10 protein-coding genes are annotated in these 13,148 nt (G+C 37.1%); 8 read left to right on the forward strand and 2 right to left on the reverse strand.

Annotated features, from left to right (window positions below; all coding sequences use genetic code 11):
• Positions 1-16 precede the first annotated feature (16 nt).
• Positions 17-820 carry a phosphatidate cytidylyltransferase gene (locus tag QM810_RS05435; protein ID WP_195183398.1) on the reverse strand — a complete coding sequence of 268 codons (804 nt, stop codon included), beginning with the start codon at positions 818-820 and terminating at the stop codon, positions 17-19.
• A gap of 8 nt (positions 821-828) precedes the next feature.
• Complete coding sequence (locus QM810_RS05440) at positions 829-1,581, reverse strand: isoprenyl transferase (protein WP_223334059.1); 753 nt, start codon at positions 1,579-1,581, stop codon at positions 829-831.
• 213 nt (positions 1,582-1,794) lie between these two features.
• Here QM810_RS05440 and QM810_RS05445 point away from each other — a divergent pair, with 213 nt between their 5' ends.
• The 8 genes from QM810_RS05445 (at position 1,795) to QM810_RS05480 (ending at position 13,089) form a co-directional block, all read left to right on the forward strand.
• A complete protein-coding gene (locus QM810_RS05445) occupies positions 1,795-2,190 on the forward strand; it encodes a helix-hairpin-helix domain-containing protein (protein WP_006151340.1) in 396 nt (131 codons plus the stop codon).
• A gap of 292 nt (positions 2,191-2,482) precedes the next feature.
• The gene (locus QM810_RS05450) at positions 2,483-3,085 is read left to right on the forward strand and encodes a flavin reductase family protein (RefSeq protein WP_414254103.1); all 603 of its coding nucleotides are present in this window, start codon (positions 2,483-2,485) and stop codon (positions 3,083-3,085) included.
• The gene (locus tag QM810_RS05455) at positions 3,048-3,617 is read left to right on the forward strand and encodes a GNAT family N-acetyltransferase (RefSeq protein WP_414254104.1); all 570 of its coding nucleotides are present in this window, start codon (positions 3,048-3,050) and stop codon (positions 3,615-3,617) included. Before QM810_RS05450 ends, QM810_RS05455 begins: the two co-directional genes overlap by 38 nt.
• 61 nt (positions 3,618-3,678) lie before the next feature.
• The gene (locus QM810_RS05460) at positions 3,679-4,734 is read left to right on the forward strand and encodes a hypothetical protein (RefSeq protein WP_414254105.1); all 1,056 of its coding nucleotides are present in this window, start codon (positions 3,679-3,681) and stop codon (positions 4,732-4,734) included.
• 12 nt (positions 4,735-4,746) lie between these two features.
• Positions 4,747-7,398 carry a valine--tRNA ligase gene (locus QM810_RS05465; RefSeq protein WP_414254106.1) on the forward strand — a complete coding sequence of 884 codons (2,652 nt, stop codon included), beginning with the start codon at positions 4,747-4,749 and terminating at the stop codon, positions 7,396-7,398.
• Between the two features lie 39 nt (positions 7,399-7,437).
• Positions 7,438-9,144, forward strand: coding sequence for a DNA cytosine methyltransferase (locus QM810_RS05470; RefSeq protein ID WP_414254107.1), 1,707 nt, complete (start codon positions 7,438-7,440; stop codon positions 9,142-9,144).
• 16 nt (positions 9,145-9,160) lie between these two features.
• Positions 9,161-10,411 (forward strand): ParB N-terminal domain-containing protein, encoded by a 1,251-nt coding sequence (locus QM810_RS05475; protein ID WP_414254108.1) that lies wholly within the window; start codon positions 9,161-9,163, stop codon positions 10,409-10,411.
• A 17-nt stretch (positions 10,412-10,428) separates the two neighbouring features.
• Positions 10,429-13,089 (forward strand): SNF2-related protein, encoded by a 2,661-nt coding sequence (locus QM810_RS05480; RefSeq protein ID WP_414254109.1) that lies wholly within the window; start codon positions 10,429-10,431, stop codon positions 13,087-13,089.
• Positions 13,090-13,148 lie beyond the last annotated feature (59 nt).

Consider the following 13,148-nt stretch of genomic DNA (forward strand, 5'->3'; position numbering starts at 1 on the left):
ATCTATTCACCTTTCCTTAAAATAAGCCAAAGAGGTGCATAATAGGGAAAACTGCCAACATAGAATCAAAGCGATCCAGTACTCCACCATGGCCTGGGATAAAGAAGCCTGAATCCTTGACTCCAAAATGGCGTTTCATGGCACTCTCAATCAAGTCACCCAATTGACCTGCAATACTAAAGAAAATAGCAAAGAGCATCATTTTGTAAATGCCATAAGGAAGGGCAACCGTACTATCCACTAACATAAAGATAAGAGTGACAAGCATGGCAGCTAAAATTCCACCAAAGGCCCCCTCGATTGATTTGTTCGGAGAGACTCTCGGAGCCAATCTTCTCTTACCGAAATTCATTCCGACCAAGTAAGCACCACTATCAGTTGCCCATACGATACAGAGGGCCAAGAGGGCTTTATCCAAACCTGCGATTCGAGCATCCACTAAAGCATTGAATCCAAAACCAACATAGAAACTCATGGCAATCGGATATACAGCATCTTCAATGGTGTAATTCTTGCTAAAAACAGTGCAACCTAACATGATAAAAATCACAACACCATATGCGACAACATTCCCATCTACAGGTAAAAATGTCAAGTAGTTTTCTAGGGGGATTGTCAGTGCGAAAGTCGCTAATAAGGTCAGCAGCCCCTCAGGGGTCATGGTGTTTAACCCTTTCATCTGAAGCAACTCGTGAACCCCTAGCATGGCTAGAAGTCCCATAGCAATCTGTAACCAAAGCCCACCAATCACCAAGAGCGGGATAAAGATTGCTAATGCCAGAGCGGCAAATATGGTTCTCTTTAATAAATCCTTTTTCATAACTTTTCCTAAACTCCTCCAAATCGACGATTGCGGCGATTATACTCTGCAATAGCTTCTTTCAAAGCTTCCTCATCAAAGTCAGGCCACAAAACATCTGTGAAATAAAGTTCACTATAAGCTGCTTGCCAAGGCAAGAAATTGCTCAAGCGAAGCTCCCCACTCGTTCGAATGATTAAGTCCGGATCACGCAAGACCTTAGGCAAATGCCCTGTAAAGAGATATTCCCCAATCAACTCTTCTGTAATATCGCCTGGATTCACCTTGGCATCCAAAACATCCTGCGCAATCAACTTGACTGCTTGTGTAATTTCAGCTCGTCCACCGTAATTAAGGGCAAAATTGAGAATCAAACCAGTATTCAACTTGGTCAACTCTTCTGCCTTTTTCAAAGCTTCGAAAGTTTGTTTAGGCAAACGATCAGTCTCCCCAATCATTTGAATCTTCATGTTCTTTTGGTGCAACTCAGGAACATACTTATCGTAAAATTCAACCGGGAGGTTCATGATAAACTTAACTTCCTGGTCTGGACGAGTCCAGTTTTCAGTTGAAAAGGCATAAACTGTCATAGCCTTGACACCCATATCACTAGCAGCAATAGCTACTGTTCTCAAAGCATCCATCCCAGCCTTATGACCAAAGACACGTGGCTGCATGCGTTTTTTAGCCCAACGACCATTCCCATCCATGATAACTCCGATGTGGGCTGGCACTACCGCTGGTGTTTCTGTAACTTTATCTTTTTTTAAAAATCCAAACATGATTGTATTCCTATTCAAAAATCTATCGTTTCATTATACCATATTTTTCGCATTTCTTCTAACATCTTTTCTTATTCTAAGGCGGAATTTCCTATATAACTCCTATCTTTCTAAACTAACAAGCCTTGCATTTCCCAAAGAAAGTTGATACAATAAAACATAAAGATTTATCCTTGTTCAGTCACAGGGGTTTTTTATTGAAAGGATCTTATCATGTCAAAAAAACTACAACGTAAAAAACAATTAAGAAACAGTCTTCGTCGCTCAGGCGCACTTTCAAACGCAGTAAACAAGGTTGTCGAAGAAACAAAAAAAGTTGTGAAACACGCTGAAAAAGCTGCAAACAACGCAGGTAAAGCTGTTTCTAAGCAAGTTGAAAAAACTGTAGAAGCAACTAAAGAACAAGCTCAAAAGGTTACAAGCTCTGTAGAGGAATTCGCAGCCAACCTAGGTGGACTTTCAGTCGACCGTGCCAAGACTTTCTACGATGAAGGAATCAAATCTGCAGCTGACTTCAAAAACTGGACAGAAAAAGAACTCCTTGCTTTGAAAGGAATTGGTCCAGCTACTATCAAGAAATTAAAAGAGAACGGCATCAAGTTCAAGTAATCTTTCTTGTTCCTTGCATTTCCGTCAAAAACTTGTTAAAATATAGCCATTAGAGGTGTTTTGAGTCCCACATTTTACAGAAAGTGGCGGTGCTGAGAAGTCCACAAATGTGTCAAAACTAGTTGCTAGTGAGTTGAAATTAAAAATTGAAATATAAATGTCTTTTTGTTTAAAAGACGAGAGATGCGGGCTCTGCCCGAAATTGGGTGGTACCGCGGATAAACACATTCGTCCCTGTCAAATTAATGACAGGGGCGATTTTTTTGTTGCGACCTAGCAAAAGGAAGTTGTCATGAAACAATCTTTTAAAACCAGCAAACTCTACTATGGTTTTCCTATCTTCATCTTAGGATATCAGGACCAGAACTTTGGGCACAATATTACAACTTGCAGTTCCTCCTATAGTCTAGGCGATTGGTTGGTCATCGGGGTTGGTGCTGAGGAAAATGCAGCAGACCAGATTAAGCATTACCAGAAGTTCACTGTAAACATCCCTGACGAAAACCTCATGCTTGAGATGGAGCAGGCTGGTTTTATCAGCCATCGGGAGAAATTGAAACACCTGGGACTTGACTATGAGATTTCTGAACGAACTCAGGCACCGATTTTAGAGGCTTGTCCAGTCGTTTTGGATTGCCAGGTAGATCGAATTATCGAGGAAGATGGCATCTGCCATATCTTTGCCAAGATTCTCGAGCGACTGGCTGATCCAGAGCTCTTAGATGACAAGGGACATTTTAAAAATGACCGCTTTGCGCCGACTTACTTTATGGGAGACGGCCATCAGCGCGTTTACCGTTATCTAGATGACCGAGTCGATCCCATGGGAAGCTTTATGAAGAAAGCGAGGGAGGAAGATGACAAGAGCAGAACTGCCAGAACGAATAGAGACTGACCGACTTGTCTTACGAGTTCGTACAGTAGCTGATGCTGAGGATATTCATGCCTACGCTAGTCTGCCAGAAGTTTCTTACCCAGCAGGCTTTCCACCAGTCAAGACCTTGGAAGATGAGATTTATTACCTAGAGCATATCCTTCCTGAACGCAATCAAAAGGACGATCTCCCAGCTGGCTATGGCATTGTGGTCAAAGGTACTGATAAGATTATCGGATCTGTTGATTTCAACCATCGCCACGAAGACGATGTGCTGGAGATTGGCTATACCTTGCACCCAGACTATTGGGGGCGAGGCTATGTGCCCGAAGCGGCGCGTACCTTGATTGATTTAGCTTTTAAAGAACTGGAGCTTCACAAGATTGAATTGTCTTGCTTTGGTTACAACCTTCAAAGGCAACGAGTCGCAGAGAAACTTGGCTTCACCCTCGAAGCTCGCATCCGAGACCGCAAAGATGCTCAAGGCAACCGTTGTGATGATTTGAGGTACGGATTGCTGAAGAGTGAGTGGGAAGACGGTAATAACTGTTAGTTGAACTGTTCGATAATTTCGAACAGTTGGATAGGTTATCCTTAAAGCGAGGTGTTGAAAAATGGAAGTAGGTCAGATTATTGCACTACTTAGTGGAGCAGGAATAGGTACTATCTTGAGTGCGATTTTAGTATTTCTTAATAATAGCAAAAGAAATCAAATTGATTATATCACTAAGGAGAGAGCTGAATGGCGAAGGCAACTTAAAACAATTTTGGAAGATTTGAAGGATAATCAAAAGAAAGATTCTGCACTTATACAGTTAAAAAGTCAGATTAATCCGTTTGGTAAGAATATGGATATTAAATATTCTAAACCCTATTATATGAAAGATGGTCATATTTGGGATATATTGGACAATAATGTAATAGATTATGACAAGTTGTCTTTGTATATAGCATTGCTCTTGAAATATGACTGGGAACGCTCAAAAACGGAAATAAAATTCAATCCCTCGGACTTATTTAGAAGAATTATTTGGCTGACATTATTTGTTTTGTCTATTTATTCTTCTAGTGTTATGTTTGGTAAAACTGAGAACATGAAAAATAGTGGGTACATGTTTCTGTTTATAGTCTCTGTAGTGTCAATTCTGTTTATATTGTTACAATCGATATCAACAAACGCTGTCAAATCAAATCCTTCTAGACATAAAAGAGAGCAGTTATGGATATTTATTTTTTTCTATGCTTTTCCTTATGTAAATACTAGTCTAACCTTATTATTAAATATCTCATTTTTAGAATCTGGAATCTTTAAAATATTGGCATTTGTAGGTTTATATGTATATGAGTTTTATTATCTATCCATCATTGAGTCAGTAGAAGATGATTACATTCGAGAAGTTGAACGAGTCAGTGTAAAACGAAATCGAGAGACTAAAAAAGTACTTCATATTTATAATTCTATAGATAGTCTAGAGAGAAAACTTTATGGATATCCTTATAACAAAACTAATCTTGAGGCGCTAAGAAAAAAACGCCGGAAATTGCAGAAAAAACTAATAAAAAATTCTAGACCATCATATTTTATATTTCAACCGAATTTATATATTAGATATCGAAAGAAAAAATCTAGGATATCAAAGATTGTCAAATGTTTACTTACAAATACTTAAAGGAGAACACACATGTCTAAAGAACTTTCACCTAAATACAATCCAGCCGAGGTTGAGGCTGGTCGTTACCAAAAATGGCTTGATGCCGATGTTTTCAAGCCTTCAGGAGATCAAAAGGCTAAGCCTTATTCGATCGTGATTCCACCACCAAACGTTACAGGGAAACTTCACCTTGGTCACGCTTGGGATACGACTTTGCAGGATATCATCATCCGTCAAAAACGCATGCAAGGTTTCGACACCCTTTGGCTTCCTGGTATGGACCACGCTGGTATTGCCACTCAGGCTAAGGTTGAGGAGCGCTTGCGTGGTGAGGGCATTACGCGTTATGACCTCGGTCGTGAAAAATTCCTCGATAAGGTTTGGGAATGGAAAGACGAATATGCCACTACCATCAAGGAACAATGGGGCAAGATGGGGCTCTCAGTAGACTACTCTCGTGAGCGTTTCACTCTTGATGAAGGTTTGTCAAAAGCGGTTCGCAAAGTCTTCGTGGACCTATACAAGAAAGGATGGATCTACCGTGGTGAGTTTATCATCAACTGGGACCCAGCAGCTCGCACAGCCCTTTCTGATATAGAGGTTATTCACAAGGATGTCGAAGGTGCCTTCTACCACATGAATTACATGCTGGAAGATGGTTCACGCGCCCTTGAAGTTGCCACAACTCGTCCTGAGACCATGTTTGGGGACGTTGCGGTTGCGGTCAATCCAGAAGATCCACGCTACAAGGACTTGATTGGTAAAAATGTTATCCTTCCAATCGCTAATAAATTGATCCCAATCGTTGGGGACGAACATGCTGATCCTGAGTTTGGGACTGGTGTCGTGAAAATCACACCTGCCCATGATCCAAACGACTTCTTGGTTGGTCAACGTCATAACTTGCCACAAGTCAACGTTATGAACGACGACGGAACTATGAACGACTTGGCCTTCGAATTTGCAGGTATGGATCGTTTTGAAGCTCGTAAGGCAGTCGTTGCTAAGTTGGAAGAAATCGGTGCCCTCGTTAAAATCGAAAAACGTGTCCACAGTGTCGGTCACTCAGAGCGTACAGGTGTTGTGGTTGAGCCACGCTTGTCTACGCAATGGTTCGTTAAGATGGACCAATTGGCCAAGAATGCCATTGCCAACCAAGATACAGATGATAAGGTAGAATTCTACCCACCTCGTTTCAACGATACCTTCCTCCAATGGATGGAAAATGTCCATGACTGGGTAATCTCTCGTCAGCTCTGGTGGGGTCACCAAATCCCTGCTTGGTACAATTCAGAAGGTGAAATGTACGTCGGCGAAGAAGCTCCAGAAGGTGATGGTTGGACTCAGGACGAAGACGTCTTGGACACTTGGTTCAGTTCTGCCCTTTGGCCATTCTCAACTATGGGCTGGCCTGATGTCGATTCAGAAGACTTCAAACGTTACTTCCCAACTTCAACCTTGGTAACAGGTTACGACATCATCTTCTTCTGGGTGTCTCGTATGATTTTCCAATCCTTGGAATTCACAGGCCGTCAGCCGTTCCAAAATGTCCTTATCCACGGTCTCATTCGTGATGAGCAAGGACGTAAGATGTCTAAATCTCTCGGTAACGGGATTGACCCAATGGATGTTATCGAGAAATACGGTGCTGATGCCCTTCGTTGGTTCCTTTCAAACGGTTCTGCACCAGGCCAAGACGTGCGCTTCTCTTACGAGAAAATGGATGCTTCTTGGAACTTCATCAACAAGATCTGGAACATCTCTCGCTACATCCTCATGAACAATGAAGGCTTGACCCTTGAGCAAGCAACTGCTAATGTGGAAAAAGTGGTTAACAAGGAAGCTGGAAATGTTACTGACCGCTGGATTCTCCACAACCTCAATGAAACGATCGGCAAGGTCACTGAAAACTTTGATAAGTTTGAATTTGGTGTGGCTGGTCACATTCTCTACAACTTCATCTGGGATGAGTTTGCGGACTGGTACGTTGAGTTGACCAAGGAAGTCCTTTATAGCGATAACGAAGAAGAGAAAGTCATCACACGTTCTGTTCTCCTTTATACTTTGGACAAAATCCTTCGTCTCCTTCACCCAATCATGCCATTCGTAACAGAGGAAATCTTTGGACAAATCTCAGAAGGTTCTATCGTTACAGCTGCTTACCCAATTGTTAATCCAGCCTTTGAAGACCTTGCTGCCCACACTGGTGTCGAAAGCCTCAAAGACTTGATCCGTGCTGTTCGTAATGCGCGTGCGGAAGTAAACGTTGCTCCAAGCAAGCCAATCACGATTCTTGTTAAGACAAGCGATAGCGACTTGGAAGCCTTCTTTAATAGCAATGTCAATTACATCAAACGCTTCACAAATCCAGAACATTTGGAAATTGCATCAAACATCCCTGCACCTGAACTCGCGATGTCAAGCGTCATCACAGGAGCAGAGATCTACTTGCCTCTCGCAGACCTCCTCAATGTCGAAGAAGAGCTCGCTCGTCTTGACAAGGAACTGGCTAAATGGCAAAAAGAACTGGATATGGTTGGTAAGAAGCTCTCTAACGAACGTTTCGTAGCCAATGCCAAACCAGAAGTCGTCCAAAAAGAACGCGACAAACAAGCCGACTACCAAGCTAAATACGACGCGACCGTCGCACGTATTGATGAGATGAAGAAGTTGGTGAAATAAACACAGAAACACGGTGATGAGCCGTGTTTTTTTGGTATAATGAATATTAAAATAGAGAATTTTAAATTTAGGAAGAATTACAGAATGAAGGAATTAAACCGTTTAACCGTAATAGACTTTTTTTGTGGAGCAGGTGGTTTTTCAGAGGGCTTTCAAAGAGCAGGTTACGATGTAATAATGGGAATCGATAACTGGCAACCTGCAATTACCACACATAATTTTAATCACGGACTAAATGATAATGTAAAAAGTGTACTTGATTTTGAGGATATAGAAGAAATAAATAAGTTGCCCGATACAGATATCATCATTGGTAGTCCACCATGCCAGTTATTTTCTCTTTCTAATCAAGGAGGAAATGCTAATAAAGATTCAGGTATTAATTTAATTAAAACTTTTTATAAAGTAATTGCCGTAAAGAAATTTCAAAAGAATTCCAAGTTAAAAGCATGGTTAATGGAGAATGTCCCAAATTCACAAAACTATGTCCAAGAAGAATACACATTTGAAGACTTAGATTTAGCAGAATGGGCTCTATCTCAAAACTTAAATCCCAAATCTATTGCAATAAGATCCAAGTATAATGGTGGTATATTACATGCAGATGATTATGGTGCTGCTCAATCAAGAAGACGTTTTGTCAGTGGAGAAATAACAAAAACAGGAAACTTCCCTTTCCCTGATAAATTGAAACAAGAAAAAGTAACTCTAAATAAATTATTTAAAAACTTTCCCGACCCCTTAGCTCACTCATCTTGCGATTTTATAGTAGATCCCAATTATCCAATGGAAAAAGTAAGTATTAAAGATTTTAAAGACCATTTTTATGATACAGGCGTCTATCAAGTACAGTGGCAAAAAGCTAGGGATTTAAAGCAAAGACATCCTTATATGGGGAAGATGTCATTTCCAGAAAATATGGATAAGCCAAGCCGGACAATTATGGCTACACAGTCAGCTAGTACTAGAGAGGCTATTCTATATAACTCAAATTGTAATAGAAAAGGTGACGGCGAGTATCGATTGCCAACTATCAGAGAAGCAGCTTGTATTATGGGGTATCCATTAGACTATCAATTCTTCGGTGATGAGCCTACAAAGTGGAGACAAATAGGAAATGCTGTTTGCGTTCAATTATCTTTCGCTTTAGCTGTGAAAATTTTAGAATTAATAAATTCACCACTTTTACCTGCTAAGAATATTGATAAAGATCTAAGTCAATTCAAATATTTGGATAATAAAAAGATTAAAGATTTCAATAATCCTCCCAAGCGAAGTGAAAAAGCATTATTTAGACAATTTCCTATTAAGTCAGGAAATATGACTGTTGACTTAACTAATAAAGTTAATGGAAAAGTTGGGAATTGGGGTGTAATCGCGCATGCTGGAACAGGTAAAGGGTTCAAAAGTATAATTATCTCCCGTTCTAATCAAATGGAAGCAAAAAAACTTCTTCGTAAATTAAAACCTGATTTAATAGAGGAACTGAAAAATAATGAAATTCTTAGAAAATACTCGACCAAACAATTAAATTTAGAAAACAAGAAGTATGGGTACTTTCTGGATGATATTTCACATCCATATTATATCATCAATTATATTGGCAAATTAATATACAACCATATAGAAAATGAAGACATTGAGGTTGATGTCTCTGGAACAGAGTTCACTCAACTTAAGGATAAGATTCCATTGAGCCAGTTAATGTCTATTTACCTAGTCCCGATAATAATTTACGGAAAATAATGAATGGAGAATGAAAATGAATCATGATTTAAATGAATTGATAAAAAATGGAAATATTGAAAAAACAACTTTAACAAAACGTCTGACTATTGGGAGTGAAACAAAAGACTACCCAGTCTATAAATTCCCGTTAGAATATTTATACTATAATGATCAAAATGGTCGTATTAATACAGTTTACCATCAATACATATCAAATCATGGAAAATTAACACCAGAGATTGGAGAGTCAAAATATAATGAAATATTTGAAAAATTTATTTTTGAGTCTAAAAAGCAAGCTTTAAAGGATACTCAAGTTTCTATTTCTGAAAAAGGACAACAAGAACCTGGTGTAATTCTTTCCGACGGAAGAGTTATTGATGGAAATCGTAGATTTACAGCCCTTCGTAGGATTCAAAGAGATACAGATATCAAACAATATTTCGAGGCTGTTATACTTTCATTTGATATCAAAAATAAACTTGATGAAAAGAAAATAAAAGAGTTAGAATTAGATTTACAACTTGGTCGTGAAGAAAGAGTAAGTTATGACCCAATTGATCGTATTTTTGATGTATATAACACAATTAAAGTTCAAAAACTAATGACTCGGGAAGAATACAAAAAAGCCAGTGGTGCTGGTAATACTAAGAGAATTAACAAAGACTTACGTCTTGCTGATTTAATTATCAAGTTCTTATCCATAGTCGCTCCCAACGAAAATCCTATTGATAAATTTTATCTTGCTAGAGAATTGAAGTTAGATGGACCTCTGGAAGACATTGAAAGAACAATTAACAAATTAAAAAAAGATAAAGAGACGATAACTCAAAATGTACTAACTATTTTAGCAGTCCAGATTGCAAAGTCTGAAGTTGGTGATAGAGATATTACTAGAAAAATCCGAGATGTCAAATATAATATTTTAGATAATCCTGAAATGAAAGAACATTTCATAAGTGCTACTGATGAGCATGTAGATAATATTATTGACTTTTTTGAGTCTAATCCAATAGATAAGGCAAGTGATTTAAAAAATAATCTAAATAACAATCTTGAGATAGCAGAAGTATCAAGTAAATTATTACAAACAACTAACAGATTATCAAACAAAGGCCAAATAACAGCAAATCGCAGACAATCTTTGGTAAAATTGCAGGAAATCAGAGATACATTAGAAGATTTATCTTCTGAAGATTTAAAAGAACTGCATGAAGAAGAATTTTTTGAGGCAAAAGAAATTCTTCAAGAAATTAGAGATTTAGCATTTAAATTATCCAAATAGAGAAAAGGGGAAAAGGAATGGTATTTTCTCTAAAACTTAAAAACCTAATACAACCTACATATCAAAGTGAAAATTTAGTTAAAGAATTCTATGAACCGGTATTATCTGAAGCTACTATTTATAGAAGAGTTTCAGCCTATTTTTCTAGTGAGGGACTGGGATTATATTCGAAGGGGTTGGATAAATTATTTGGAAATAATGGATTTGCTCAATTTATCATTTCTACTGATATCTCTGAAGAAGATTTTAAAAAAATTCAAGAAGGATATGCTCTTAAAAATAGTTTAGTAGATTTGCCTGCTCAGTTAAGGAAAACTATTCTAAATGATCAAACAAAAGAATCGTTAGGTAATTTAGCATTCATGATTGCATGTAATCATGCAGAGGTAAAGTTTGCAGTTATCCCAAGTGGACGAGGGATTTTTCATGATAAATTTGGTCTTATTGATTCAGATGATGAAACTGTCTTTTTTAATGGATCTGTTAATGAAACTAGAAATGGTTTAGAATATAATTATGAAAGTATTTCCGTAGATGTTTCTTGGGATTCAAGTAAGAATGTTCAAACGCGAATATTAGCTAACAAGAATAGATTTGACCGATTGTGGAAAAATGAAGAGAAGGATATTCTGACAATTGATGCTACAAAAACTGTTTATGATGAAATAAAAAAATACCAGCAATATTCCACATTAAATAAAGTTAAAGAAAATCAGTCAGAAAATAATATCTATTTTTATTTAAAAAGTGGAAATAGAATTGTACGTCAAGATAACTCTTCTATACAGATCACAAGCTCAGATAGAAAACTAAAGCCTGGATCGGATTTGTCCAATAAATATTTTGAAGATGATAATTCCACTATCAAACCAGAATTTTCTTATATGGATATAAATTACATTATTAAAGAAACAAAGAAAAGATGTGATAGAAAAAATATTATAGTTGAAGTATCAGAGGAAGTACAAGAATACCTAAAGTCAAATCAATACTCGATTGAACAATATCGTAAGTTGGGAATTTATTTAAAATCACCTGAACAATATACAATTCATAGGGAACAAGAAAAGTTTGAAGAGTTTGTTTCTGTTGTTAGTTCAGAGGTTGTACGGCCGTTTAAAAAATTGCAACTTGAGGCAGCCTTCTACGAATACAGGATGGCTAGAGCTGCGAATTTTTCTGTGCCAGGTTCTGGTAAAACTGCTATGATTTTGGCCGTTTTTGCATTTTTGAATTCCTCGAAAGTTGAAAGTGAGCATGTAGATAATTTATTGGTTATTTGTCCTATTAATGCCTTCAACAGTTGGAAAGAAGAATTTAAACAAGTTTTTGGAAACAAGAAACAGTTAGAAGTAATTGATTGTCAAAGTTCCAAAGATTTTGATTACGATTTATCTTTGAACTGGAAAACATCAAATCTTGTATTAGTGAATTATGAATCGCTGACAAAATACAAAGAGAAGTTGCAGGAATTGTTGTCAATTAAGACAATGATTGTCTTTGATGAAGTTCATAGAATAAAAAATCCTTTTGGAGTTCGTGCTCAAGCTGCTTTAGAACTAGTTAAGGATTCAAGATTTAAGTTTGTTTTAACTGGGACACCTATACCTAATTCTTATCAAGATATCTATAATTTCCTCCATCTATTGTATTCAAATGAGTATAATTCCTTTTTTAGATGGAATTTAGATGAATTAAAAAATCCTAGTGTTAGGAAAATTGAAGAAATTAATAAAGCTTTAATTCCATTCTTCTGGCGCTTAAACAAAAACGATTTAGGAGTACCAAAACCAGATCCAGATAAATTTTTGGTTGTGGAACCTAGCAAAGAGCAGAAACAATTAGCACAGTCCATATACTATAACGAATCTTCGAGTTTGGCTAGATTGATTCGTTTAATACAAGCATCCACAAATCCTGAATTACTTAACAAAAAAATTGAATATAAAGATATGTGGTTTGCAGATGATAATGATCAAGATGACACCGTTGAAATATCGGAAGAAATATTTAATAATCGACTACAGAACACTTCTGACTCAGTAATCAAAGAAGCCAAAGGATATGATGAGTTTGACTTTTCTAGTATGATTTCTCCTAAATTTGAGAAAGGTATTGAAAAAATTCAAAAGCTCATATCTGAGGGAAAAAAAGTCATAGTCTGGGCAATATTTGTTGATACCATGAAAAAAATACAAAATAGGTTAGATCAAATTGGAGTGAAAGCTAATTTAGTGTATGGTGGTACGGACGTTTCTGATAGACAGAATCTCATTGATGATTTTCGATTTGGTAATACCATGGTTATGATTTCTAATCCTCAAACTCTAGGTGAATCAGTATCTTTGCATAAAGAAGTTCATGATGCTTTATATTTTGAATACAATTTTAATCTAACTTTTATGCTTCAATCTCGAGATAGGATTCATAGATTAGGATTAGAAGATAACCAATACACACGATATTATTATCTACAAACCAAATGTGAACCAGATGATAGTGGTGATCCAGGTTATATTGACCAACAGATTTATAAGAAACTGGAAACTAAGTCTAACATAATGTACAAAGCTATTGATAGTAATATCCTATCACCAGAATTTTCTCAGAATGAAATTGATGAAGCAATTAGTATTATAGATGAAGAAAGAAAACGTATTTTATCACACCAGAATTAAAATGAACTTTTTTACTCTCGAAATTTTCAAATTTTCTGACTCAGATAGTTTTTTTCTGC

The organism is Streptococcus infantis, from assembly GCF_047464155.1.
GTDB lineage: Bacteria > Bacillota > Bacilli > Lactobacillales > Streptococcaceae > Streptococcus > Streptococcus infantis_U.

What these genes read in the sequence shown, in the direction of transcription:
- QM810_RS05435 (WP_195183398.1), bottom strand. Translation starts at nt 820, where the DNA reads ATGAAAAAGGATTTATTAAAGAGAACCATATTTGCCGCTCTGGCATTA.
- QM810_RS05440 (WP_223334059.1), bottom strand. Translation starts at nt 1,581, where the DNA reads ATGTTTGGATTTTTAAAAAAAGATAAAGTTACAGAAACACCAGCGGTA.
- QM810_RS05445 (WP_006151340.1), top strand. Translation starts at nt 1,795, where the DNA reads ATGTCAAAAAAACTACAACGTAAAAAACAATTAAGAAACAGTCTTCGT.
- QM810_RS05450 (WP_414254103.1), top strand. Translation starts at nt 2,483, where the DNA reads ATGAAACAATCTTTTAAAACCAGCAAACTCTACTATGGTTTTCCTATC.
- QM810_RS05455 (WP_414254104.1), top strand. Translation starts at nt 3,048, where the DNA reads ATGACAAGAGCAGAACTGCCAGAACGAATAGAGACTGACCGACTTGTC.
- QM810_RS05460 (WP_414254105.1), top strand. Translation starts at nt 3,679, where the DNA reads ATGGAAGTAGGTCAGATTATTGCACTACTTAGTGGAGCAGGAATAGGT.
- QM810_RS05465 (WP_414254106.1), top strand. Translation starts at nt 4,747, where the DNA reads ATGTCTAAAGAACTTTCACCTAAATACAATCCAGCCGAGGTTGAGGCT.
- QM810_RS05470 (WP_414254107.1), top strand. Translation starts at nt 7,438, where the DNA reads ATGAATATTAAAATAGAGAATTTTAAATTTAGGAAGAATTACAGAATG.
- QM810_RS05475 (WP_414254108.1), top strand. Translation starts at nt 9,161, where the DNA reads ATGAATCATGATTTAAATGAATTGATAAAAAATGGAAATATTGAAAAA.
- QM810_RS05480 (WP_414254109.1), top strand. Translation starts at nt 10,429, where the DNA reads ATGGTATTTTCTCTAAAACTTAAAAACCTAATACAACCTACATATCAA.